At 70.9% G+C, this 23,789-nt stretch carries 24 protein-coding genes; 17 read left to right on the top strand and 7 right to left on the bottom strand.

Translation table 11 applies throughout. The features are described 5' to 3' along the window. Positions 1–24: 24 nt before the first annotated feature. Together ilvA and BN948_RS01705 are read left to right on the top strand one after the other, a co-directional pair. On the top strand, positions 25–1,590 hold the full coding sequence (gene ilvA / locus BN948_RS01710; protein WP_009520007.1) for a threonine ammonia-lyase, biosynthetic: 1,566 nt from the start codon (positions 25–27) through the stop codon (positions 1,588–1,590). Positions 1,591–1,597: 7 nt separating this feature from the next. Continuing rightward, positions 1,598–2,704 (top strand): nicotinate-nucleotide--dimethylbenzimidazole phosphoribosyltransferase, encoded by a 1,107-nt coding sequence (locus tag BN948_RS01705; RefSeq protein ID WP_009520008.1) that lies wholly within the window; start codon positions 1,598–1,600, stop codon positions 2,702–2,704. A 13-nt stretch (positions 2,705–2,717) separates the two neighbouring features. On the opposite strand, the gene BN948_RS01700 is transcribed toward BN948_RS01705, so the two are convergent. Genes BN948_RS01700 through BN948_RS01690 form a run of 3 tightly spaced genes read right to left on the bottom strand, consistent with a single transcriptional unit; the run spans position 2,718 to position 5,825 of the window. Continuing rightward, positions 2,718–3,371 carry a 3'-5' exonuclease gene (locus BN948_RS01700; protein ID WP_009520009.1) on the bottom strand — a complete coding sequence of 218 codons (654 nt, stop codon included), beginning with the start codon at positions 3,369–3,371 and terminating at the stop codon, positions 2,718–2,720. Next, complete coding sequence (locus tag BN948_RS01695) at positions 3,368–5,290, bottom strand: DUF294 nucleotidyltransferase-like domain-containing protein (RefSeq protein WP_009520010.1); 1,923 nt, start codon at positions 5,288–5,290, stop codon at positions 3,368–3,370. Before BN948_RS01695 ends, BN948_RS01700 begins: the two co-directional genes overlap by 4 nt. 19 nt (positions 5,291–5,309) lie before the next feature. Continuing rightward, positions 5,310–5,825, bottom strand: a complete 516-nt coding sequence (locus BN948_RS01690) for a type II secretion system protein N (protein ID WP_009520011.1) — start codon at positions 5,823–5,825, stop codon at positions 5,310–5,312. A 62-nt stretch (positions 5,826–5,887) separates the two neighbouring features. On the opposite strand from BN948_RS01690, the gene gspG reads away from it, so the two are divergent. The 14 genes from gspG to BN948_RS01620 all read left to right on the top strand — a co-directional run bounded on the left by gspG (position 5,888) and on the right by BN948_RS01620 (position 20,204). Beyond that, positions 5,888–6,340 carry a type II secretion system major pseudopilin GspG gene (gene gspG, locus BN948_RS01685; RefSeq protein ID WP_009520012.1) on the top strand — a complete coding sequence of 151 codons (453 nt, stop codon included), beginning with the start codon at positions 5,888–5,890 and terminating at the stop codon, positions 6,338–6,340. A 35-nt stretch (positions 6,341–6,375) separates the two neighbouring features. After that, positions 6,376–6,840: a prepilin-type N-terminal cleavage/methylation domain-containing protein gene (locus BN948_RS01680; protein WP_009520013.1), complete on the top strand. Its 465-nt coding sequence runs from the start codon at positions 6,376–6,378 to the stop codon at positions 6,838–6,840. Continuing rightward, the gene (gene gspI, locus BN948_RS01675) at positions 6,837–7,205 is read left to right on the top strand and encodes a type II secretion system minor pseudopilin GspI (RefSeq protein ID WP_009520014.1); all 369 of its coding nucleotides are present in this window, start codon (positions 6,837–6,839) and stop codon (positions 7,203–7,205) included. The genes BN948_RS01680 and gspI overlap by 4 nt, the downstream gene beginning before the upstream one ends. 12 nt (positions 7,206–7,217) lie before the next feature. Further along, positions 7,218–7,940, top strand: a complete 723-nt coding sequence (locus BN948_RS27125; RefSeq protein ID WP_158515823.1) for a PulJ/GspJ family protein — start codon at positions 7,218–7,220, stop codon at positions 7,938–7,940. Further along, positions 7,937–8,935, top strand: a complete 999-nt coding sequence (gene gspK / locus BN948_RS01665; RefSeq protein ID WP_009520016.1) for a type II secretion system minor pseudopilin GspK — start codon at positions 7,937–7,939, stop codon at positions 8,933–8,935. The genes BN948_RS27125 and gspK overlap by 4 nt, the downstream gene beginning before the upstream one ends. A 111-nt stretch (positions 8,936–9,046) precedes the next feature. Then, positions 9,047–10,330, top strand: coding sequence for a type II secretion system protein GspL (gspL, locus tag BN948_RS01660; RefSeq protein WP_009520017.1), 1,284 nt, complete (start codon positions 9,047–9,049; stop codon positions 10,328–10,330). A 5-nt stretch (positions 10,331–10,335) separates the two neighbouring features. Further along, on the top strand, positions 10,336–10,866 hold the full coding sequence (gene gspM / locus BN948_RS01655; RefSeq protein ID WP_009520018.1) for a type II secretion system protein GspM: 531 nt from the start codon (positions 10,336–10,338) through the stop codon (positions 10,864–10,866). A gap of 2 nt (positions 10,867–10,868) precedes the next feature. Further along, positions 10,869–11,663, top strand: coding sequence for a type II secretion system protein N (gspN, locus tag BN948_RS01650; protein ID WP_009520019.1), 795 nt, complete (start codon positions 10,869–10,871; stop codon positions 11,661–11,663). Between the two features lie 23 nt (positions 11,664–11,686). Continuing rightward, positions 11,687–13,915 carry a type II secretion system secretin GspD gene (gene gspD / locus BN948_RS01645; RefSeq protein ID WP_009520020.1) on the top strand — a complete coding sequence of 743 codons (2,229 nt, stop codon included), beginning with the start codon at positions 11,687–11,689 and terminating at the stop codon, positions 13,913–13,915. A 10-nt stretch (positions 13,916–13,925) separates the two neighbouring features. Then, positions 13,926–15,368, top strand: coding sequence for a type II secretion system ATPase GspE (gene gspE / locus BN948_RS01640; protein ID WP_009520021.1), 1,443 nt, complete (start codon positions 13,926–13,928; stop codon positions 15,366–15,368). Positions 15,369–15,378: 10 nt separating this feature from the next. Further along, complete coding sequence (gspF, locus tag BN948_RS01635) at positions 15,379–16,611, top strand: type II secretion system inner membrane protein GspF (RefSeq protein ID WP_009520022.1); 1,233 nt, start codon at positions 15,379–15,381, stop codon at positions 16,609–16,611. 1 nt (position 16,612) lies between these two features. Beyond that, a complete protein-coding gene (locus BN948_RS01630; protein WP_009520023.1) occupies positions 16,613–17,509 on the top strand; it encodes a 5'-nucleotidase in 897 nt (298 codons plus the stop codon). 11 nt (positions 17,510–17,520) lie between these two features. Then, the gene (locus tag BN948_RS01625; protein ID WP_009520024.1) at positions 17,521–18,429 is read left to right on the top strand and encodes a D-hexose-6-phosphate mutarotase; all 909 of its coding nucleotides are present in this window, start codon (positions 17,521–17,523) and stop codon (positions 18,427–18,429) included. Next, a complete protein-coding gene (locus BN948_RS01620; RefSeq protein ID WP_009520025.1) occupies positions 18,426–20,204 on the top strand; it encodes an ABC transporter ATP-binding protein/permease in 1,779 nt (592 codons plus the stop codon). Before BN948_RS01625 ends, BN948_RS01620 begins: the two co-directional genes overlap by 4 nt. Before the next feature lie 29 nt (positions 20,205–20,233). On the opposite strand, the gene bla is transcribed toward BN948_RS01620, so the two are convergent. Then, positions 20,234–21,109 carry a class A beta-lactamase gene (bla, locus tag BN948_RS01615; protein ID WP_009520026.1) on the bottom strand — a complete coding sequence of 292 codons (876 nt, stop codon included), beginning with the start codon at positions 21,107–21,109 and terminating at the stop codon, positions 20,234–20,236. A 98-nt stretch (positions 21,110–21,207) separates the two neighbouring features. Here bla and gcvA point away from each other — a divergent pair, with 98 nt between their 5' ends. Then, positions 21,208–22,071 carry a transcriptional regulator GcvA gene (gcvA, locus tag BN948_RS01610; protein WP_009520027.1) on the top strand — a complete coding sequence of 288 codons (864 nt, stop codon included), beginning with the start codon at positions 21,208–21,210 and terminating at the stop codon, positions 22,069–22,071. A gap of 13 nt (positions 22,072–22,084) precedes the next feature. Here gcvA and BN948_RS01605 read toward each other — a convergent pair whose 3' ends face one another. The 3 genes from BN948_RS01605 to BN948_RS01595 are packed head-to-tail and all read right to left on the bottom strand — an operon-like array spanning position 22,085 to position 23,786. After that, the gene (locus BN948_RS01605; RefSeq protein WP_009520028.1) at positions 22,085–22,549 is read right to left on the bottom strand and encodes a GNAT family N-acetyltransferase; all 465 of its coding nucleotides are present in this window, start codon (positions 22,547–22,549) and stop codon (positions 22,085–22,087) included. Beyond that, positions 22,546–23,265 carry a 7-cyano-7-deazaguanine synthase QueC gene (gene queC / locus BN948_RS01600; RefSeq protein ID WP_009520029.1) on the bottom strand — a complete coding sequence of 240 codons (720 nt, stop codon included), beginning with the start codon at positions 23,263–23,265 and terminating at the stop codon, positions 22,546–22,548. The genes BN948_RS01605 and queC overlap by 4 nt, the downstream gene beginning before the upstream one ends. A gap of 17 nt (positions 23,266–23,282) precedes the next feature. After that, positions 23,283–23,786 (bottom strand): GNAT family N-acetyltransferase, encoded by a 504-nt coding sequence (locus BN948_RS01595; RefSeq protein WP_009520030.1) that lies wholly within the window; start codon positions 23,784–23,786, stop codon positions 23,283–23,285. Between the last annotated feature and the right edge of the window lie 3 nt (positions 23,787–23,789).

Here is a 23,789-nt window from a genome sequence, read left to right as displayed (position 1 = left end):
TTTCGCCACCGATAATGCGAAGCGATGAACGCTGCCGCCTCTCACCTCACACCCGCCGACTACCTCAAGAAGATCCTGACAGCCCGGGTGTATGACGTGGCGGTGGAGTCGAACCTCGAGCCTGCCCGCGCGCTCTCGAAGCGCGTGCACAACACGGTGCTGCTCAAGCGGGAAGACCAGCAGCCCGTGTTCAGCTTCAAGTTGCGCGGGGCCTACAACAAGATCGCGCACCTGAGTCCCGAGCAATTGGCCAAGGGCGTCATCTGCGCCTCCGCGGGCAATCACGCTCAGGGCGTGGCGCTCAGCGCGCGCAAGCTGGGCATCCGCGCGGTGATCGTGATGCCGGTGACCACGCCGCAGCTCAAGATCGACGCGGTGCGGGGCTTCGGCGGCGAGGTGGTGCTGCATGGCGACAGCTACACCGACGCCTACAACCACGCGGTGGGGCTGCAGAAAAAGCAGGGACTCACTTTCGTCCACCCCTTCGACGATCCGGACGTGATCGCGGGCCAAGGCACGATTGCGATGGAGATCCTGCGTCAGTTGCAAAGCCTGGGCTCCAACCAGCTCGACGCGGTGTTCGTCGCCATCGGCGGCGGCGGCCTGGTCAGTGGCGTGGCCAACTACATCAAGGCCGTGCGGCCAGAGATCAAGGTCATCGGCGTGCAGATGACCGACTCCGACGCCATGATGCGCTCGGTCAACGGCAAGGAGCGCGTGACGCTGCCCGACGTCGGCCTGTTCGCCGACGGCACAGCCGTCAAGCTGGTGGGCGAGGAGACCTTCCGCATCGCGCGGGAGCTGGTGGACGAGTTCATTGCGGTCGACACCGACGCCGTGTGCGCCGCCATCAAGGACGTGTTCGTGGACACGCGCAGCATCGTCGAGCCCTCGGGTGCGATGGCGGTGGCCGCGATCAAGCAGTACGTGGCCACGCACAAGACCAAGGGCCAGACCTACGCGGCCATCCTGTGCGGCGCGAACATGAACTTCGACCGCCTGCGCTTCGTGGCCGAGCGTGCCGAGGTCGGCGAGGAGCGCGAGGCCCTGTTCGCCGTGACCATGCCCGAGGAACGCGGGAGCTTTCGCCGCTTCTGCGAAGTCATTGGCTCGCTCCCTGGCACGGCGCGCAACGTCACCGAATTCAACTACCGCATGCACGACAGCGCCCAGGCGCACGTGTTCGTGGGCCTCACAACGGCGGGCAAGGGCGAGTCCACCAAGATCGCCCAGCAGCTCGTGCGCCACGGCTTCAAAACGCTGGACCTCACGCACGACGAGCTCGCCAAGGAGCATCTGCGCCACTTGGTGGGCGGGCACTCCGCCCATGCCCAGGACGAGCGCCTGATGCGCTTCATCTTCCCCGAGCGGCCGGGCGCCCTGCTCAAGTTCCTGAGTCTCATGCGCCCCAACTGGAATATCAGCCTGTTCCACTACCGCAACCAGGGCGCCGACTACGGCCGCATCCTTGTAGGCCTGCAGGTGCCGGCCAAGGACGACAAGGCCTTCGCCAAGTTCCTCGACACCCTCGGCTACCCGTACGTCGAGGAAACGCAGAACCCGGCCTACCGGCTGTTCCTGCGCAGCTGAACCTGCCATGGCGCGCGATCCCGCTCTCCAGCCGATCAACGCGACGCGCCCGTTCGCGCCCGTCGAGGGTTTGAAGCTTCCCGCCATCGCCAGCACAGCCGACGCCATGCTGGAGCACGCCCTGCACCGCCGCCTGCAGCCCGAGGGCCAGCCCGCCAACGCCCTGGGCCAGTTGCAGTGGCTGGCCGGGCAGCTCGCACGCATCCAGCACAGCAGCGCCCTGCCCTTCGACCTGCTGGTGTTCGATTCCCCGCAACTGGTGGTGTTCGCCGCCGACCACGGCCTGGCCGTGGAGGGCATGAGCGACCTGCCGCAATCCACCACCTGCGAGCTGGTGAACCAGTTGCTCAGCGGCCGGGCGCCGGTGAGCACACTGGCGCGCCAGCACGGCTTTGACGTCACGGTGGTCGATGCGGGCGTGGCCACGCCGATCACCCAGCCACCGGCACCACGCGGCCGCCCGCCAGCCACGCTGCAACCGCGCAAGATCGCCTACGGCACGCGCAACTGCCTGCTGGGGCCGGCCATGTCTCTCAAGCAGACGGTGGCAGCACTGCACGCGGGCATGGACGTGGTGCGTCACCTGCCGGGCACGGTGCTGGCGCTGGGCGAGGTGGGCGTGGCCAACCCCGCCAGTGCCGCGCTGCTGCTGTCGCGCCTGTGCGGCGTGCCCATGGTGGACGCCCTGCCGCGCGACGATGGTCCCGGCTCGGCCTTTGACGACACCGTGCACTTCCAGCGCCTGGACAAGCTCACCGCCGCCGCTCAGCGGCACGCGCAGGCGGTCTCGCCCATCCACGCGCTCGCGGCCTTCGGCGGGTTCGAGATCGCGATGATGGCCGGCGCCATGCTGCAGGCCGCCAGCGAGCGGCGGGTGGTGCTGGTCGACGGCTTCGTGGCCGGCGCCGCGGCGCTGGTGGCGCGCGGCCTGAGCCCGGCCGTGGCCGACTACCTCGTCTACGCCCAGCGCTCGCCGGCCACCGCGCACCGGCTCATGCTGATTCACCTGCAGGCCATGCCCCTGCTCGACCTGGACTTGCACATCAACCAGGGCACGGGCGCTCTGCTGGCTTGGCCGCTGCTGCTGGCCACGCAGTCGCTGCTCGAGGCCTGAGCGACGCACCCGCCTAGGCGGACGCCAGCCAGCGGCGCCGCGCAGCCACCGTCCGCACGTCGCGCCAACTGCGGCACTCCCCCGCCAGGGCCGGCCAAACGCGCTGCAACAACTCGCATTCGGCCAGCGTGTCGGCCGCGGCCTGGTGCCGCCGCGGGCAGACGATACCGAAATACGCCATCCACTCGTCCAGCGAGCGCGCCCGCACCTGGGGATGCGTGACGGCGCACAGGTGCTCGATGTCCACCCAGGAATTGGCCAGCCGATGACCGAGGTACCGGCGCACATGCCTGCCGATCAGGGCCTCGTCGAAAGCGCTGTGGAACGCCAACAGCGGCGCGGCGCCAACGAAGGCCTCGAAGGCGCGCAGCGCCGCCACCGGCTCGAGCCCGTCGCGCTGGCTCTGCGCGCCGATGCCGTGCAGCAGGATGTTGTCGCGACTGGACACCTCGTCCTGGCGCAGCACCACCTCGAAGCTATCGCCCAGGCGCACGTCCAGCCGACCGCGCGTCCAGTCCACGCACAGCCCGATGGCGGCGATCGCCAACAGGCGGTCGCGCGCCACGTCCAAGCCGCTGGTCTCCACGTCCAGCGCCACCCAGCGCTCAGTGGCCGCCGGGAGCGGGTCAAGGGCGCGGCCGAACCAACCCGACCACCAAGCGCTCATCGGTCGTAGTCCAGCTTGAGCCGCTGCTGCAGCGCGCGCAGCACGCGCAGCGTTTCCTTGAGGATGCGGCGGTCGATGTCGTTGAGCGTGTCCACCGCGATCCGGTTCGGGTTGTCGCCCACGGTGGTGCCGTCCAGCTGCGCGTGCAGCCGCAGCAGTTGCAGATAGTCGAAGCCGCCAATCCAGGCCTGGGCCTCATGCGCCGGCACGCCCAGCAGCGGCCCCACGGTCTCCAAGCGCTCGCGTGTGTTGGTGGCTGACACACCGTGCGCCAGCGCGTACAGGCGGGCCACGTCGACGAAGATCGCGGTACCCTGCAGTTTGATGTCGAGCGTGTCGTGTCCGCCTACCGCGGTCGTGTCGATGTTGCCCAGCCAATTGAGTGGCGCCTCGTGCGCCAGGCCGTTGAGCGCGAGCTGTTTCAGGAAACGCGGCGTGGTGCGGGCGTGCTCCATCATCTCCTCGCGCAGCGCCTGCGCCAGGGTTTCATCGCCCGCCAACGGACGGAAGTCGAAGAAAATGCTGGCATTGAGCAGGTCTTTCGGCGAGCCGTGTTCGATCCAGAGGGCGAAACGCTCGCGCCACTGCGACAGCGTCAGGCACAGTTCGGGATTGCCGGCCATCACACCGCCCTTGCACAGGGGGTAGCCGCAATCGTCCAGCGCCTGGTTCACCTCGCGCGCGAAGGCCAGGTAGTGCGACGGATCGCTGCCCTCGGGGCGAATCAGCGCGTTGTCCTGGTCGGTGGCGATGGTCTGCTCGCTGCGTCCCTCCGAGCCCAGCGCCAGCCAACACGCGCCCGCCAGGGAAAGGCCGTGCCGTTCGGCCACCAGCTCGATCAGGCGCGTGGTGAGCGCGTCGTTCAGGTGGCTGATCAGCGCCGTGAGCTGACGTGCCTGCACGCCCTGGCCCAGCAGGGTGCGCGCGAAACGCCGGATGTCGTGCGCCACCACCCGCAGCGTGTCCACGCTGGTGGCGTTGCGGATGCTGGAGCTCACCTGCTTCAGGCTCAGCCGCTGCAGCGCGAACAGATCGCGCTCGGACACGATGCCCACCAGGCGCCCACCGCGCGTGACGGGCACGTGGCGAATGCCGTGCGTGGACATGGCCAGCGCCGCATCCTGCGCGGTGGCGTCGTGCGGCAGGCTGTGCACGGGTTGCACCATGACGGCCGACACGGGCGCGTCCAACGGCACCTGCGGCAGCGCGACGCGGCCCAGCACGTCGGAGCGCGTGAGAATGCCCATGGGCGCACCCACGCCATCCACCACCAGCATGGAGCCGATGCGCCGCTCGTGCATCTGCCCGAGCACCTCGCGCAACGGCGTGTGCGGCGCGCAGCTCACTGGCGCCTTGTGGCCAACCAGCTCGACCAGCGGCGTCTCCAGCGATTGCTCGGCCAGCGCCTGCGAGGAGTAGGCCACCTGCAGCGCAGCACGCGAGAGCTCCAGGAACTTCAGAATGCGCCGGTTGAGGAAATCCCCGAAGGGCGGGCTGCGCTGGGCCAGGGCGCGCATGTCCTCGGCGGCGATGACCAGCACGAAGGTGTCTTCAGTGGCGTGGTACAGCGTGGTCGGCGCGCGCTGCGCCAGCACGGCGCTGATGGGGAACAGGTCGCCCGCCTCATATTGAAAGGCACCGCCCGAGACCTCGGACAGCCCGCGCTTGCCGGTTACCGCGCCGCGGCGGATGAAGAACAGCTCGCGCACCGGGCCGTCCTCGGGTGCCACCACCGGCTCGCCGGGGGCGTAATAGGCTTGACGCGACGCCGCCACGAAGGCGCTCACGTGCGCGGGGTCCATCTCGTCGAACGGCGGGTGACGCCGCAGCTCGTCGCTCAGGTTGGCCAGCAGGCTGCCCGACGGGCGCAGCGCGTCCGGTGTCGGCGTTTCGGTCGTCGTGGCACCGCGTTGGGCCATGGCCTCGTCGCCAGCGACCTCAGGAGGATTCGCCCGGGGGCTCGGGCAGGGTGAGGTCGAAGCCCGAGGCGCCGCCACCCGAGGGCGCCAGCCGAACCGAGCGGCGCTGCACCGACTCGAGCACCACACCGCCGTCCAGCTCCGCGCCCACGCGGTAGGGCTTGGGTGGCTGGCCGTCGATGGCGATCAGGGCGGCGCCGCCGGCGCCGCCGGCCGCCACCACACCCAGCAACTGGAAGCGCGAGGCCAGCGGAGGCGGCGCGCTGGCTGGCGCATCCACGGCGGCCACCTGCACGGCACCCAGCACCCGAGCCACGGATGCGGCGTCGGGCGCGGGCGGTGTCACCGCGGGCGCGGCCACCGGCGTGAGTGGCGAGCGACCCAACGTCTGCAACACCCAGTAACCCACACTGAGCCCGGCAGCCAGCCACAGGAACACCGCCAGCACACCCGGCGCGCGCCGAGGCGCGCCGCCGGACGCCGCAGCGCCCTCGCCGAGGAAGACGGAGTGCCCGAAAGTGGATGGCCGACTCATGCGCGCATTATGATCGACCGACCCCCCTGCGGGGCCTTCACCACCCGGTGCCGGAGACCCGATTGACACGCTCCCTCCCCCCCTTCTTCGCTCCCGCCCGGCGCGCGCTTCGCCGGGGTTTCACGCTCATCGAGCTCATGGTGGTGCTGGTCATCATCGGCGTGCTGGCCGCACTCATCGTGCCCAATGTGCTCGACCGCACCGATGACGCCCGCGTGACCGCCGCACGCACCGACGTAAACAACCTGATGCAGGCGCTCAAGCTCTACCGCCTGGACAACCAGCGCTACCCCACCACGGAACAGGGCCTGGGCTCGCTGGTCAACAAACCCACCGTGGGCACCGTCCCGCCCAACTGGCGCCGCTACCTCGACAAGCTGCCCAATGACCCCTGGGGGCGGCCGTACCAGTACCTCAACCCCGGCGTGCATGGCGAGATCGACGTGCTCTCGCTGGGCGCCGACGGCCAAGCCGGCGGCGAAGGCGCCAACGCCGACGTCGGCAGCTGGCAGTGAACCGGCCGGCCCGCTGACGGCCCGCCACCATCACCATGCACCGCGCCCACCACCGGGGCTTCACTCTGCTCGAACTGATGGTGGTCGTGGCCATCATCGCCATGGCCACCGCAGCCGTCACCTTCGCGCTGCGCGATGACAGCGGCACGCGGCTCGAGCGCGAGGCGCTGCGCCTGTCGGCCATGCTCGAATCGGCGCGCGCGCAATCGCTCACCAGTGGCCTGCCCGTGGTGTGGCGCGTGCGGCCCCAGGGCTTCGAATTCATTGGTCTGCCGCGCGCGCGCGCCGGTGACGGGCCCACGCCGTCCGAGGGCCAGCACCAGTGGCTGAACGCCGACACCGCCGCGCTGGTGCTGCAACCACCCGGCGCCACCGCCCTGGTGTTGGGGCCAGAGCCGCTCATTCCCGCCCAGCGCATTGCCCTCGGCCTGGGCGATCGCCGCCTGGTGCTGGCCACCGATGGCCTGGGCCCCTTCCGCGTGGCCACGGACACGCCATGAAACGCACCCGCGGCTTCACCCTGATCGAGGTTTTGGTGGCGCTGGGCGTGGTGGCGCTCACCCTCACCACCGGCCTGCAGGCCAGCAGCGCGCTCACGCGTACCGCCGAGCGGCAGACCGAGCAATGGCTGGCCACCCTGTGCGCCGAGAACGCGCTCACCGCCCTGCGCCTGCAGCGACAGCTGCCCGGCACCGGCGACACCGAGACCGTGTGCGAGCAGGCCGGCCGCGCCCTGCGCGTGCGTGTGTCGGTGCTGCCCACGCCCAACCCCAACTTCCGCCGCGTCGACGCCACCGTCATTCGCGGCACCGACGCGACCGGGACGCGGCTGTTGACCTTGTCGACGGTTCAAGGCCGCTACTGATACATGAAGCCCATGACGCGCACACGTGGCTTCACCCTGATCGAGCTGCTCGTGGCGCTGGCCATCCTGTCCACGATCGCGATCCTGGCCTGGCGCGCGATCGACGGCATGAGCCGCACGCAGACCATCACCCAGACGCGCGCCGACGACTTGCGGCGCCTGCAGGCCGCGCTGGGGCAGTGGACAGCCGACCTCGACGCCATGATCGACACGCGCGAGATCGCGCCGATCGACTTCAACGGCCAGTTGCTGCGTCTCACGCGGCGCGACGCGATGGAGACCGGGCTGGATAGCCGCGGCATCCGCGTCGTCGCCTGGGCCCTGCTGAACACGCCCGAGGGCCCGCGCTGGTCGCGCTGGCAGTCGGGCCCGCTGCGCCAGCGCGACGAACTCGCGCGCGCCTGGCAGCGCGCGGCCGAATGGTCCGGTGGCCGCCTGGCTGTGGCCGGGGACGGCGGCAACCCGTCCAACGCGCTCACCGCCCCCACGGCCGACAGCGCCATCGCCCTGGTGCCGGCCCTGGGCTGGCAGCTCTACTACCACCGGGGCGAGGCCTGGACCAACCCGCAGTCCGCCGCCGACACCCAACAGCCCCCCACCCAGGACGGCTATGCACCCAACCTGAACCTGCCCAACGGCGTGCGCGTGCTGCTGGAGCTGCCTGCGTCCGGCGCGGCCCTGCAGGGTGTGCTGCAGCGCGACTGGGTGCGACCCACGCTGGAGGCCGCACCGTGAACGCCAAAAGGCGCCAGCAAGGCGCCGCCCTGCTGCTGGCCATGCTCACCGTCACCCTGGTGGCCGCGCTGGCCGCCAGCGCGCTGTGGCAGCAGTGGCGCGCCCTGGAAATCGAACGCGCGGAGCGCCAGCGCGCCCAGGCCGCCTGGATCCTGGCCGGGGCGCTCGACTGGGCCCGCCTGATCCTGCGCGAGGACGCGCGCGGCAACCAGACGAATGGCAACCCCGACCACCTCGGTGAGCCCTGGGCGCTGCCGCTGGAAGAAGCCCGGCTGTCCAGCTTCCTCGCCGCCGACCGCGACAACAACGCCGACAGCGCGCTCGAGGCCTTCCTCTCGGGCGAAATGACCGACCTGCAGTCGCGCCTGAACTTCAACAACGCGGTGCGCCAGACGGTCGGCCAAGGGTCGGGCCAGGGACAGGGCCCGGGTACGCGCCAGGTCGAAATCTCCGAGCCCGACCTTGACATCCTGCGCCGCCTCTACGAACAGCTCGGCCTGCCCGTCAGCGAGCTCGACGCCGCCGTGAACGAGCTATTGGCCAGCACCCGGCTCGCGCTCAGCGACCCGCTGCCCTCGCGCACAGCGCTGCTGCCAGCCAAGCTCTCGCAACTGTCCTGGCTGGGCCTGTCGCCCCAGAGCCTGGCCCGACTGGAGCCGCACCTCACCGTGCTGCCGCAGCGCACCACGCTCAACCTCAACACCGCCAGCGCCGAGGCCATCGCCGCGTCGCTGCCCGGGCTGGACCTGGCCCAGGCCCGCCAGCTCGTCTCGGCGCGGGAGCGCAAGCCGTTTCGCGCCATCGCAGAGGCCCAGCGCCTGCTGCCCGAAGGCCCCGTCACCCTGAGCGACCAGTACCACGGCGTGCGCAGCGCCTACTTCGAGGTGCGCGGCCGCCTGCGGCTGGACGACACCATCATCGAAGAGCGCTCGCTGGTCGTGCGCCAGGCCCTGGACGTGCGCATCGTCTGGCGCGAACGCTTCACGCGCCGCTGAGGCGCCCCGGGTGGCCGCTGAAGCCGCCACGCAACGCCCTAGGGCGCATGGCTGGGGGTTTGCCATGCACCCTCTCTAGAATGGCCGGTCCCATCTGCTGAAATCCCGTCCGTGCTCATCGTCACGCCCATCGACCACCAGGCCGCGTCTTCGGCCGCGGCCACGCTCATGCGTTGGGTGCGCAGCACCGATGGCCAGTACCCTGCCGAGGACGGCGAATCCGCCATCTCCCTGCTGCCGCGCGACGACGAACTGGTGCTGGCGCTGCCGCCACGCGCGCTCTCCTGGCACCGCGTGGCCCTGCCGCGCGTGAGCGGCCCGCGCCTGCGCGCCGCGCTCGACGGCCTGCTCGAGGACCAGGTGCTGTGCGACGTCGGCACCTTGCACCACGCCCTGGAGCCCGGCGGCCGCGCGGGCCAAACGGTCTGGATCGCCAGCACCGACCGCGACCGCCTGCGCGACTGGCTGCGCGCGCTCGAATCCGCCGGCCGGCCCGTGGCGCGCATCGCACCGCTCATGTGGCCTCTGGTGCCGGCGCGCGTGCCCGGCGCCGCCGGGGCCACGCGCAGCTTCGCCATGGACTCGCCCGGCCAGTTGCACTGGGCCCACATCGACGGCGACCAGGTCTGGCTCGCCAGCGCCAGCGTGCTCGGCGTGAGCAACGTGCCCCTGCAAGACGGCCAGCCCCTGCCGCTGGACGCCCTGCTGCCCGGTGCGAACGGCAACGAACTGCGCGCCACCGACGCCCTGGACGTCTGGCTGGCCGACCCGCTGGTGAGCGAACTCGCCGAGCGCGTCCTCCAACGCCCCTTCGACCCCGTGCCGCCGGCTCAATGGCTGCTGCGCGCCGGCCAGACCGACTGGAACCTCGCGCAGTTCGACCTCAGCCTCTCCTCGGGCGCGCGACGCGGCCAGCGCTGGCGGCGCGCGTGGCGCCAATTCCGCAGCGCCCCGCAGTGGCGCGCGGCGCGCTGGGGCCTGGCGGCCCTGCTCGCGGCCCAGCTCCTTGGCCTGAACCTGGTGGCCTGGCAGGAGCGCCAGAGCCTGCAAGCCAAACAGGACGCGGTGCGCAACACGCTCACCACCACCTTCCCGCAGGTCCAGCTGGTGCTCGACGCGCCCGCGCAGATGCAGCGCGAGGTGGCGCGGCTGCAGCAGGCCAGCGGCCAGCTCGCCGCCAGCGACCTGGAAACCCTGCTTGCCGCGGTGGACCGGGCGTCCGGCAGCGAGCCGCTCTCCCCCACCCGCATCGGCTACGACAACGGTGCGCTGCGCCTGTCCGGCTGGCGTGCGGGTGAGGAGCAGGTGCGCGCACTGCAGCAGGCCCTTCAGGGCGGCGGTTGGCGCGCGCAATTCGACGGCAATGAACTGGTGCTGCAGGCATCTCAACCCTGACCACCATGGCCGCCAATCCCCCGCCCTCCCCCGTCCAGCGCGCCCGCGCCAACGTCGCAGCCTGGTACGGCGCCCTGGCCGAGCGTGAACGACGCCTGGTGCTGATCGCCGCGCTGATCGTGGGCCTGGCCCTGCTGTGGTGGCTCGCCATCGCCCCCGCCTGGCAGACGCTGCGCGCCGCCCCCGCCCGCCACGCCACGCTGGACGCGCAACTGGCACGCATGCAGCAACTCGCACAGACCACCGAAGGCTTGCGCGCCGGCTCCACCGGCCAGCCTCCGGGCCGCGACGAGGCCCTGCGCGCACTGGAAGCCGCCACGGGCGCACTCGGCGGCACCGGCCAGGTCGCCGTGCTGGCCGACCGCGCCACCCTCACGCTGCGCCAGACCGAGGCTGTGGCCCTGGCCGGCTGGCTGCAGCAGGTGCGCGTTAATGCGCGGCTGTTGCCGCTCGAATCGCAACTCAACCGCGACGGCCCGGGCACCACCTGGAGCGGAACGCTGGTCTTGAGCGGGCCACCGCTCGCGGGGAATTGAGCATGGCTGCGACCACCGTGCGCCGCCTGGCCTTCGTCGCCGCCGTGCTGGGCCTGCTGCTGGCCCTGCTCCTGTTCGCGCCGGCCCGCTGGCTGGCCGCCGCGCTCGGCCAGGCCAGCGGTGGGCAGGTGCAGCTCGTCAACGCGCGCGGCAGCGTCTGGTCGGGCCAGGCCGACCTGCTGCTCACCGGCGGTGAAGGCAGCCGCACCCGCAGCGCCCTGCCCGAAGGCCTGCGCTGGCGCCTGCGCCCGGCCTGGCACAACGGGGGCCCCGCCCTCGCGCTGGCCCTGCACGCCCCGTGCTGCACCCCGCAACCGCTGAATCTGCACCTGCGCCCCGGCCTGGGCGAAACCGCGGTCGACATCGCCGGCTTCGACAGCCGCTGGCCGGCCGAACTGCTCGCCGGACTTGGAACGCCCTGGAATACCCTGCGCCTGCAGGGCACGCTCGCATTGCGCAGTGACGGCTTCCGGGTGGCGCTGGCCAGCGGCCGCGCGCGCCTGCAGGGCGGGCTGGACATCGACGCGCTCGACGTCGCTTCGCGCCTGTCCAGCATCCGCCCCCTGGGCAGCTACCGCGCCACGCTGCGCGCCGAGGCCGATGGCGACACCGCCCGCCTGGACGTGCAAACCCTCAGCGGCGCCCTGCTGCTGCAGGGCAACGGCCAATGGGTCGGCGGGCGCCTGCGCTTCGCCGGAGATGCCCAGGCCGCGCCCGGCAACGAAGAAGCGCTTGCCAACCTGCTCAACATCGTGGGCCGCCGACAAGGCGCCCGTTCGGTCATCACCATCGGGTGAGGCTTAGACGTAGGATCGCCATCATGTTTGCCCTCTCCCCCCTGGCCGGCCGCCGCAGCGCACTCGCGCTGGCCTGCGCACTGGCGCTGAGCCTGACGGGCGCACCCACGGCCACCGCGCAGAACCGGCCGTCCGAGCCCGTCACCCTCAATTTCGTGGGCGCCGAGATCGAGGCCGTCGCGCGCACCATGGCCACCATCACCGGCCGCAGCGTCGTGGTCGATCCGCGCGTGCGCGGCACCATCAACCTCTCCACCGACCGGCCCGTGGCACCGGCCGCCGCGCTGAACCAGTTCGCCGCCGCGCTGCGGCTGCAGGGCTTCGCGCTGGTCGACACGGGTGGCCTGTACAAGATCGTGCCCGAGGCCGACGCCAAGCTGCAGGGCAATGTGGTGAGCGCCGGTGCCGTGTCGGCGCTGCCGTCGTCCAACACCGTGGTCACGCAGATCTTCCGGCTCAACCACGAGAACGCGAACAACCTGGTGCCGGTGCTGCGCCCGCTCATCCCGCCCAACAACACCATCAACGTCAACCCGGGCAACAACTCGCTCGTCATCACCGACTACGCCGAGAACCTGCAGCGCATCGGCCGCATCGTCGCGGCGCTCGACATCCCCGGCGCAAGCGACATCGAGATCATCCCTCTGCAACACGCCGTGGCGGCCGACATCGTGCCGCTGATCCAGCGTCTGATCGACCCCACGGCCACGGGGGGCGCGGCCGGTGGCGCCGGTGCCGGCGACGCCTCCTTCCGCACCACCATCGTGGCCGAGCCGCGCAGCAACGCCCTGGTGCTGCGCGCGGCCAACCCGGCGCGCCTGGCCCTGGTCAAGTCGCTCGTGGTGCGGCTCGACCAGCCCTCGGCCACCGTGGCCAGCGGCAACATCCACGTCGTCTACCTGAAGAACGCCGATGCGGCCTCCCTGGCCACCACGCTGCGCGCGGCCATCGCGGCGGGCGAGTCGGGCGGCGGCGGATCCCTCGGTGGCAGCGGTAGCAGCAACGCCAACGGCGGTGCCCTCTCGCGCGCCAGCACCTCGGCCATCAACCTCAGCGGCGGCAACACCGGTGGCGGCATGGGCAGCGCCGCCAGCACCCCGGTGGCGGCCAGCGCCCAGCCCTCCACCGGCGGCATGATCCAGGCCGACCCGGCCACCAATTCGCTCATCATCACCGCGCCCGAGCCGCTGTACCGCCAGTTGCGCGCCGTCATCGACCAGCTCGACTCCCGCCGCGCCCAGGTCTACGTGGAAAGCCTCATCGCCGAGGTGAACGACGACAAGGCCGCCGAGTTCGGCATCCAGTGGCAGGGCGCCTCGGGCAGCTCGGGCGACCGCGTCATCGGCCTGCTCGGCACCAATTTCGGCGACAGCAGCCGCAACATCTTCAGCCTGGCGCAGGGCGAAACCGCGCCGGCCGCCGGTCTCAACATCGGCCTCGCTCGCCGCACCAACGGCGTCTACGTGCTGGGCTTCCTCGCGCGCTTTCTGCAGGAGAACGGCGCCGGCAACATCCTGTCCACGCCCAACCTGCTCACGCTCGACAACGAAGAGGCCAAGATCGTCATCGGCCAGAACGTGCCCTTCGTGACCGGCCAGTTCACCAACACCGGCGGCGGCAACAACGGCTCGGTCAATCCCTTCCAGACCATCGAGCGCAAGGACGTGGGCATCACCCTGCGCGTGAAGCCGCAGATCAGCGAGAACGGCACCATCAAGCTGACCATCTACCAGGAGGTCAGCAGCGTGGCGCCGGCCTCGGTCAACTCCAGCACCGGCCTGATCACCAACCTGCGCAGCATTGAAAGCACGGTGCTCGTGAACGACGGCGCCATCGTGGTACTCGGCGGCCTGCTGCAGGACGAATACGCCCAGAACCAGGACAAGGTGCCGGGCCTGGGCGACGTGCCCGTGCTCGGCGGCCTGTTCCGCAGCGAGACGCGCAGCCGCCGCAAGACCAACCTGATGGTCTTCCTGCGCCCCGTGGTGCTGCGCGACGAGCGCGACACCGCCAACCTCGCGCTCGACCGCTACGAGCAGATGCGCGCCATCCAGCGCGAGTTGCAGCCCACACCCAGCAGCGTGCTCAAGATCAACGAGACCCCGGTGCTGGGCCCGCAGGCCCTGCCCTACGTGCGCCAGGCGCCGCGGCCCACGCCGCTGGGTGCGCCCGAGGGATCGCCCAACACCGTGCCCGCCGCCACGCCGCCGGCCGCGCCGGCCCCAGCACCTGCGCCCGCGCCCGCGCAGTGAGGCCGCACCCATGAAGTACCCGCTGCCCTACGCCTTCGCGCGCGAGCACCACTGGCTGCTCGAGGAAGACGCAGGCCGGCTCACCCTGGTCGGCAGCCGCACGCCCGCGCCCGACGCCCAGGCCCAGGCCAAACGCCTGTCCGCGCTGTCCGAAATCCTGCGCACGCACCCGCTGCTCGACCTGCAGTGGGAAGACGGCGAGCTGCTGCGCCAGCGCATCAGTCAGGCCTATTCGCAGGGCGAAGGCAGCGCCGCCGCCGTGGTGAGCGAGGTGCAGAGCGATGCCGACCTCAGCCGCATGATGCAGGAGCTGCCAGCCATCGAAGACCTGCTCGAGACGGCCGACGACGCGCCCATCATCCGCATGCTCAACGCGCTGCTCACGCAGGCTGCGCGCGACGGCGCCAGCGACATCCACATCGAGCCCTTCGAGCGCCACTCCAGCGTGCGCTTCCGCGTGGACGGCACGCTGCGCGAGGTGGTGCAGCCCAACCGCGCGCTGCACGCCGCGCTCATCTCGCGCCTGAAGATCATGGCCGAGCTGGACATCTCCGAAAAACGCCTGCCGCAAGACGGCCGCATCAGCCTGCGCATCGGCACGCGCGCGGTGGACGTGCGCGTCTCCACCCTGCCCAGCGCGCACGGCGAACGCGCCGTGCTGCGCCTGCTCGACAAGAGCGAGAGCAAGCTCGAGCTCGAATCCGTGGGCATGCAGGGCGACGTGCTCGCGAGATTCCTGCGCCTGATCACGCAGCCGCACGGCATCATCCTCGTCACCGGCCCCACCGGCTCGGGCAAGACGACCACGCTCTACGCCGGCCTGCAGCGCCTGGACGCCGGGCGCCAGAACATCATGACGGTCGAGGACCCGATCGAATACGAGCTGCACGGCGTCGGCCAGACCCAGGTCAACCCCAAGATCGATCTGACGTTCGCCAAGGCGCTGCGCGCCATCCTGCGACAGGACCCGGACGTCATCATGATCGGCGAGATCCGCGACCACGAAACCGCGCAGATCGCCATCCAGGCCTCGCTCACGGGCCACTTGGTGCTGGCCACGCTGCACACCAACGACGCGCCCAGCGCCGTCACCCGCCTCACCGACATGGGCGTCGAGCCCTTCCTGCTCAGCAGCTCGCTGCTGGGCGTGCTGGCCCAGCGCCTGGTGCGCAAACTGTGTGTGCATTGCCGCCGGCAGGACGCGCAAGGCCGCTGGCACCCGGTGGGCTGCGAGCACTGCAGCCACAGCGGCTACAAGGGCCGCACGGGTATTTACGAGCTCATGGTGGCCGACGACCAGATCCGCGCGCTGGTGCACCAGCGCGCCGCCGAAAGCCGCCTGTTCGCCGCCGCCGAGAAGGCCGGCATGCGCACCATGCGCGAGGACGGCCAGCGCCTGATAGAAACCGGTATCACGTCGGTCGAAGAGGTGATGTCGGTCACCAGGGAATAGCGGTTTTCGCATGCCCGCCTACACCTTCGAAGCCGTCGACGCCAACGGCGAAACGCACAAGGGCGTGATCGACGCCGACACCGCGCGCGCCGCGCGCGGCATGCTGCGGGCCCGCTCGCTGGTGCCGCTGGCAGTGGAGCCGGCCGCCCAGTCGGCGCAGGGCGGCGGTGGCGGCAAAGGCTTGAACGTCACCCTGTGGGGCGGGCGCGTGTTCAGCGCCACCGCGCTGGGCGTGTGGACGCGCCAGCTCGCGGGCCTGGTAGCCGCCGGCATGCCGCTGGAGCGCGCACTCAGTGCCCTGGCCGACGAGGCCGAGAACGACAAGCTGCGCAACCTCGTGGCCACGCTGCGCAGCGAGGTCAACGCCGGCTCGGCCTTCGCGCGCGCGCTGGCGCAGTTCCCGCGCGAGTTCTCCACCAGCTACAGCGCCGTGGTGGCCGCTGGCGAACAGAGCGGCCAGCTCGGCACCGTGCTGGAGCGCCTGGCCGACGACCTGGAAGGCCGCGAGGCCCTGCGCAACAAGCTCATCGCGGCGGCCCTGTACCCGGCCATCGTCACCCTCGTGGCCATCGTCATCGTGGTGTTCCTGGTGAGCTACGTCGTGCCGCAGGTGGCCGGCGTATTCGAGGGCAGCGAACGTGCGCTGCCCACGCTCACAGTCATCATGATGGGCATCAGCGCCTTTGTGCGCGCATGGGGCTGGTACGTGCTGGCCGTACTGGTGCTTGGCGTGATCTGCCTGGTGATCGCGCGTCGCCAGGAATCGGTGCGCCTGCGCATGGACGCCGCCGTGCTGCGCCTGCCTGTGCTGGGCCGCCTGGCGCGCGGCTTCAACGCCACGCGCTTCGCCGGCACGCTGGCCATGCTCGCGGGCTCGGGCGTACCCATCCTGCGCGCGCTGCAGACGGCCGCCGAAACACTCAACAACCGCGCCCTGCGCGAGGACGCGCTGGACGCCCTGGTGCGCGTGCGCGAGGGCGCGCCCCTGGCCTCGGCCCTGGCCAGCAAAAAGCGCTTTCCACCACTGCTGAGCATGTTCGCCCGCCTGGGCGAGCAGACCGGCCAATTGCCGCAGATGCTGCAGCGCGCGGCCGACCAGCTCGGTGCCGAAGTGCAGCGCCGCGCCATGTCCCTGGCCACGGTGCTGGAGCCTCTGCTCATCGTGGGCATGGGCCTGATCGTCATGCTCATCGTGCTGGCGGTGTTGTTGCCGATCATCCAGCTCAACCAACTCGTCACCTGACATGCCTGTCACCCTCGACGGCAAGCTCGTCGTTGCCATCTCCTCCCGCGCCCTGTTCGACTTCGAAGAAGAGAACCGCCTCTTCGAGCTGGGCGACGACAAGGCCTACATGCGCCTGCAACTGGAGCGGCTGGACACGCCCGCCGCGCCCGGCGTGGCCTTCTCGCTGGTGCACAAGCTGCTCGCATTCAACGACGCCAACGCCCAGCGCGTGGAGGTCGTGATCCTCTCGCGCAACGACCCGGTCTCGGGCATGCGCGTGTTCCGCTCGGCCCAGCACTACGGCCTGCCCATCCAGCGCGGCAGCTTCACCCGCGGCCAGTCGCCCTGGCGCTACCTGCGCCCGCTGCGCGCCAACCTGTTCCTCTCGGCCCACCTGGCCGACGTGCGCGCCGCGCTCGACGCCGGCGTGCCCGCCGCGCAGGTCTACCCCACCTCGGTGCGCGCCAGCGACGCCCACCCGCACGAGGTGCGCATTGCCTTCGACGGCGACGCCGTGCTCTTCTCCGACGAGGCCGAGCGCGTGTACCAGGCGCAGGGCCTCTCGGCTTTCCAGACCCACGAATCGAGCAAGGCCACCACACCGCTGGAAGGCGGGCCCTTCAAGCCGCTGCTCGAAGCCCTGCACCGCCTGCAGAGCGAGGGCACCCCGCTCATGCGCGTGCGCACTGCCCTGGTCACGGCCCGCAGCGCGCCCGCACACGAACGCGCCATCCGCACCCTGATGAACTGGAACATCGAGGTGGACGAGGCCATGTTCCTCGGCGGCCTGCCCAAGGGTGAGTTCCTGCGCGAGTTCGAGCCCGATTTCTTCTTCGACGACCAGACCGGCCACATCGAATCGGCCGCGCAGCACGTGCCGGCGGGGCACGTGGCCTCGGGCATTTCAAACCCCTGAGCGCACCCACCGTGCAGCACCCCGACCGGCCCGCCTCCGCCACCGTGCGCCCCGTGGCCGGCCCGGGGGGTCTGCCGGTGCTAGAGGTGAACAACCCGCTGGCCCGCGCGCAGGTCTCGCTGCAGGGCGCGCAACTGCTGTCCTTCCAGCCGCACGGCCAGCCCGACTGGCTGTTCCTCAGCCCGCGCGCGCGCTTCGAGCCCGGCCAGCCCATCCGCGGCGGCGTGCCCGTCTGCTGGCCCTGGTTCGGCCCCGATCCCGGCGCCCAGGGTCGCCCGGCGCACGGCTTCGCGCGTCAGCGGCCCTGGACGCTGCGCCAGAGCGCCGACGACAGCGACGGCACCACGCGGCTCACCCTGGCCCTGAGCGACGACGACGCCACGCGCGCTCTGTGGCCACACGCCTTCGAGCTGCGGCTGGACATCCGCGTGGGCCGCACGCTGCGGCTGAGCCTGAGCACACGCAACACCGGCGACACGGGCTTCACCATCACCCAGGCGCTGCACAGCTACTTCGCGGTGGACCACATCGATACCGTGCGGGTGCTGGGCCTGGAAGGCAGCGGCTTCATCGACAAGCTGCCCGGCGCGCCCGCGCAGGGCCAGGCCACGGGCGAAGCCCTGCGCTTCAGCGGCCGACTCGACCGCATCTACCAACCGGCGCCAGAGCGCCTGCGCATCCTCGGCGCGGCCGGGAACCAATGCCTGGACCTGCGCAGCGAAGGCAGCCGCACCGCCGTGGTGTGGAACCCCGGCGCCGAACTCGTCGCCACCATGGCCGATCTGGGCCCCCACACGCACCAACGCTTCGTCTGCGTCGAGACCGCCAACGCGGGCGACGACACCATCACGCTGCCACCCGGTGGCCAGCACCGCCTCACCGTCGAGATCGCGGCCCAGGCCGCCGGAGTCCTTTCATGACCGAGCCAAGGATCAGCAAGTGGCGCGCCTTCCGTGAATTCGCCGGCAAGGCCTGGCGGCTGTCCACGCCCTACTTCCACTCCGAGGACAAGTGGAAAGCGCGCGGCCTGCTGCTGGCCATCGTGCTGCTCAACCTGGGCGCGGTCTACATGCTGGTGCTCATCAATGAGTGGAACCGCGTGTTCTACGACGCCCTGCAGAACAAGGACGCCGCCGTGTTCTGGCGCGAACTCGGCCGCTTCACCTACCTGGCCTTCGGCTTCATCGTCATCGCGGTCTACCGCTTCTACCTCACGCAGTTGCTGGAGATGCGCTGGCGCGAGTGGATGAGCCACCACTACCTGGACCGCTGGCTGAAGAACCACCGCTTCTACCAGATGGAGCTCGCTCGCTTCTCGCGCAGCGGGGACGCGCCGCCCGACAACCCGGACCAGCGCATCGCCGAAGACATCAACCTCTTCACCACCTACACCGTGGGCCTGTCCATGGGCCTGCTCAACGCGGTGGTCACGCTGCTCAGCTTCATCGGCATCCTCTGGACGCTGTCGGGCAGCTTCGGCTTCACCATTCAAGGCCAGCAATACGACATCCCGGGCTTCATGGTCTGGATGGCGGTGATCTACTGCGTGGCGGGCAGCGTCATCACCCACTACATCGGGCGACCGCAGATCGCGCTCAACTTCCAGCAGCAGCGCTACGAGGCCGACTTCCGCCACCACCTGGTGCGCGTGCGCGAGTACAGCGAATCCATCGCGCTGGACAAAGGCGAGCCCGTGGAACGCCGCCAGCTCGGCCTGCGCTTCGGCGACGTGCTGCGCAACTACCTGCAGCTCATCCGCGCGCAAAAGCGCCTCATCTGGTTCAGCACCGGTTTCGGCCAGGCCGCCGTGGTGTTCCCCTTCATCGTCGCCGCGCCGCGCTTCTTCAGCGGCGCCATCCAGCTCGGCGAGCTGATGCAGATTGCCTCCGCCTTCGACCGCGTGCAGACGGCCCTGTCGTGGTTCGTCGAGAACTACCAGTCGCTGGCCGCCTGGCGCGCCACCACCGATCGCATTACCAGCTTCGAGGAAAGCTTCGCCGCCCTGCAGGCCGACGACCGCGCCACCGCCAGCGAGATCAACGCCGAGGACGCCATCGCGCTCGACGGCATGGACCTCGCCCTGCCCGGCGGCGCGGCCTTGCTCGCCGTGCAGGGCGCGCGCATCGCGCCCGGTGATTCGGTGCTGGTGCAAGGCCCTTCGGGCAGCGGCAAGTCCACGCTTTTCCGCGGCCTGGCCGGCATCTGGCCCTGGGCCAAGCGCCGCCTGCGACTGCCGGCCGACTTCGACGCGCGCGCCATGTTCCTGCCGCAGCGGCCCTACTTCCCCAACGGCCCCCTGCGCGACGCCCTGGCCTACCCCGAACCCACCGAGCGCTACCGCGACGAGGAACTGCGGGCCGCGCTGCGCGACGCCCTGCTGCCCGACTTGACCGCGCGCCTGGACGAGCACGACGCCTGGGGCCAGAAGCTCTCCGGCGGCGAGCAGCAGCGCCTGGCCATCGCCCGCGCCCTGCTCAAGAAGCCGCGCTGGCTGTTCGTCGACGAGGCCACCAGCGCGCTCGACGAAGCGGCCGAGGCCACGCTCTACGAGCGCCTGCAGGCCCTGGTGAAGGCACAGGACGGCGCCATGGTGTCGATCGCCCACCGGCCCGGCGTGGCGGCGTACCACGCGCGGCGCTGGGTGCTGGAGCCCGGTGGCGGCGACGGCCCGCGCTACCGAGTGGCCGCGGGCTGAGGCGTGGCCTCGTCACCGGTCACCACCGTTCACCAGGCCGCGAGCAGACGGCCCACACCGGCCAGCGTCCGCTCGCGCACGGCGGCACTCGCGGGGCTGTCGGCCAGGTAGGCGCTCACCAGAATCGGCGCCGCCCCTGGCGGCCAGACGATGCCCGCGTCGTTCGCGCTCGGGCCGGCGGTGCCGGTCTTCTCGCCGATGCCCCAGCTTGGCGGCACGCCCGCGCGCAGGCGCTTGTCGCCCGTGGTGTTGGCCTTGAGCCAGGCCGCGAGCTGCTCGCGTGAGGCCGGCGACAGCGCCTCACCCAGCAGCAGCGTGCGCAGGCTGCGCGCCATGGCACGCGGCGTGGTGGTGTCCAGGTCTTCACCGGGCGAGGGCTCATTGAGCTCGGGCTCGGTGCGGTCCAGCCGCGTGACCGGGTCGCCGATGCGGCGCAGGAAGGCGGTCAGTGCAGCGGGGCCACCCACCTCGCGCAGGATCAGATTGGCCGCCGTGTTGTCGCTGGTGGTGATGGTGGCTTCGCAGAGCTGCGCCAGGCTCAGGCCCTGGCCGCCCACGTGCTTCTCGGTCACCGGCGACCACTGCACCAGGTCGCGCTGGTGGTAGCGCACGCGCTTGCTCAGCGGCGCCTTGCCCTGGTCGGCACGCTCCAGCACCAGCGCCGAGGCCAGGGTCTTGAAGGTGCTGAGCATGAGGAAGCGCTCGTCGCTGCGGTAGCCCCATTCGCGGCCGTCCCCCGTGTCGATGAAATGCACGCCCAGGCGGCCCCGGGATTGCGATTCCAGTTCACGCACGGCTGCGTCCAGCTCGGGCATCTCGGTTCGACCCCAGACAAACTTCGGGCTCAGAAGGGCCGTGAGCGTGGTCAGGCCGGTGGTGGCGTTAAGGAACTGTCGTCTTTGCATGGATGGATCTCCTTGGGAAAACGCGAATGCTAGAGAGCACCCTTGCGCATTCAAACGGAAATAATCTCCCTCTGACCTAAGAAAAACTTCCATCTGCCATGGACCTTCCCCTCAATGCCTTGCGCGCCTTCGAAGTGTCGGCCCGCCACCTGAGCTTCACGCGCGCCGCGGAAGAACTGCACCTCACCCAGACCGCCGTCAGCCAGCACGTGCGCAAGCTCGAGGACCGCCTGGGCCGCCGGCTGTTCCGCCGCCTGCCGCGCGGCCTGGCCCTCACCGACGAAGGCCAGGCCCTGCTGCCCGTGCTCAGCGACGCCTTCGAACGCATGGGCGCCACCCTGGCCAGCCTGCAGACGCGCCAGCGCCGCGAGGTGCTGTCCATCGGCGTGGTGGGCACCTTCGCGGTCGGCTGGCTGCTGCCGCGCCTGCGCGACTTCCAGGCCCGCCACCCGCTGATCGAGCTGCGCCTGTTCACCCACAACAACCGCGTGGACCTGGCGGCCGAGGGCCTGGACGCGGCCATCCGCTTCGGCGACGGCAACTGGCCCGGCTGCGAGGCCGTGCCACTGATGGACACGCCGCTGGCCCCGGTCTGCGCCCCGGCGCTCGCGCACCGCATCCGCACCCCGGCCGACCTGGGCCGCGAGACCCTGCTGCGCTCCTACCGCGGCGACGAATGGCCCGCCTGGTTCGACGCCGCGGGCGTGCGCACGCCCTTGCTCACCGGGCCGCAGTTCGACTCATCGCTGCTGCTGGCCGACGCCGCCGCCCAGGGCGCGGGCGTCGCCCTGCTGCCGCTGCGCCTGTTCAGCCGCGACCTGCAGGCCGGCCGGCTGGTGCGCCTGTTCGACGTGGAGGTGGCCGTCGGCCGCTATTGGTTCACGCGGCTGAGCCGGCGACGCGCCTCGCCCGCACTGCAGGCGCTGCGGCGGTGGCTGGAAGAGCGCTTGAACGAGGCCTGAGCTCGCCGATGCCTCACAGATCCAGCCGCATGAACGCGCTGTGCGGATCGTCCCGGTAATCGGCGAACGGCCCGCAGGGCACGAAGCCAGAGGCCGCGTACAGCGTGCGCGCGGCGATGAAGTGCTCCGTGGAGCCGGTTTCCAGCCACAGCCGCTGCACGCCGTCAGCGCGCGCGTGGGCCAGGATGTGCGCAAGCATGGCGCGCGCCACGCCGCGCCGCTGGTGGCGCGTGGCGGTGCGCATGGACTTGATCTCGCCGTCGTGCTCGCCCAGGCGTTTGAGCGCACCGCAACCGAGCAGTTCGGAGCCGTCCCACACGGTCCAGAAGGCAATCGCCGGGTGGCGCAGGCGGTCGAGGTCGAGCGCGTGCACGCTGTCGGGTGGCGAAATGGCGCGCATGTGCGCAAGGTGCTCCTCCAGCAGCGCTCGGATCTCGGGGCCGCGCAGGTCGTCACGGCGGATGTTCAGCGCGCTCATGTCGACACTCCTCCGTGATAAGCGGCCCAGCCGCGCGCGCGCAGCTCGCAGGCCGGGCACTGGCCGCAGCCCCAGCCCCAGTCGTGGCGGTGCTCGCGGTCGCCCAGGTAGCAGGTGTGGGTGTGCTCGACGACGAGATCGATGAGCGCCTCGCCACCGAGCTCGCGCGCCAGCCGCCAGGTGTCAGCCTTGTCGATCCACATGAGCGGCGTATCGATCAGGAAGCGCTGGTCCATGCCCAGCGACAGCGCGAGCTGCATGGCCTTCATGGTGTCGTCGCGACAGTCGGGGTAGCCGGAGAAATCGGTCTCACACACGCCCGTGACCAGCACCGACAGCCCGCGCCGGTAGGCCAGCGCCGCCGCCAGCGTCAGGAAAAGCAGGTTGCGCCCCGGCACGAAGGTGTTGGGCAGGCCGTTGGCCTCCATGCGAAAGGCCATGTCGCGCGTGAGCGAGGTCTCGGACACGGCGCCCAGCACCGCGAGGTCGAGCACGTGGTCATCGCCCAGCTTCGCGGCCCAGGCGGGAAAGGCCGCGCGCAACTCGCGCAGCACGACCAGGCGCGCGTCGAGCTCCACGCGGTGGCGCTGGCCGTAGTCGAAGCCGATGGTCTCGACGTGGTCGAAGCGCGCCAGCGCGTGCGCGAGGCAGGTGGTGGAGTCCTGGCCGCCGGAGAACAGGACCAGGGCTCGGGTGTGGCGGGTGGGTTCGGGCATGGACTGGATGGTAGGGCTCAGCGGGGCCCGTCGCGCAGCAGCGCCATGGCGTGGCTATCGAAGGTCTCGCCATCCACCTGGAAGGTGCCGTACTGGCGGCCTTCGTGCTGGAACCCCAGGCGCTCGTACAGCTCGCGGGCGTTGTGGTTGTCGGCGCGCACCGTCAGCTCGATGCGCGTGAGGCCCTCGGCCCAGGCGCCGGCTATCGCGGCGTCCAGAAGGGCGCGGCCCAACCCCTGGTGACGCGCGCGCCGGACCAGGCCGATGCCCAGTGTCCCGACGTGGCGCCGGGCCTCGCCGAACACAGGCAGCACATCGCACCAGCCCACCACCTCGCCATCCAGCAGCGCCACGACATGCGGGTTGCGGTTGTTCAGACTGTCGCGCAGGAAGGCGAAGGTCTGCTCGCGCGGCGGCGCCTGCAGCATCGCCAGGTAGCGCTTCTCGCGCGCGACCTCGTCGAGCACCTGATGCAACTGGTGAAAATGGGCTTCGGTGAGGGGAACAACAACGGTGGCCATGGT

This window comes from Hydrogenophaga intermedia, from assembly GCF_000723405.1.
GTDB lineage: Bacteria > Pseudomonadota > Gammaproteobacteria > Burkholderiales > Burkholderiaceae_C > Hydrogenophaga > Hydrogenophaga intermedia.
This window is presented reverse-complemented; position numbering and strand designations above follow the sequence as displayed.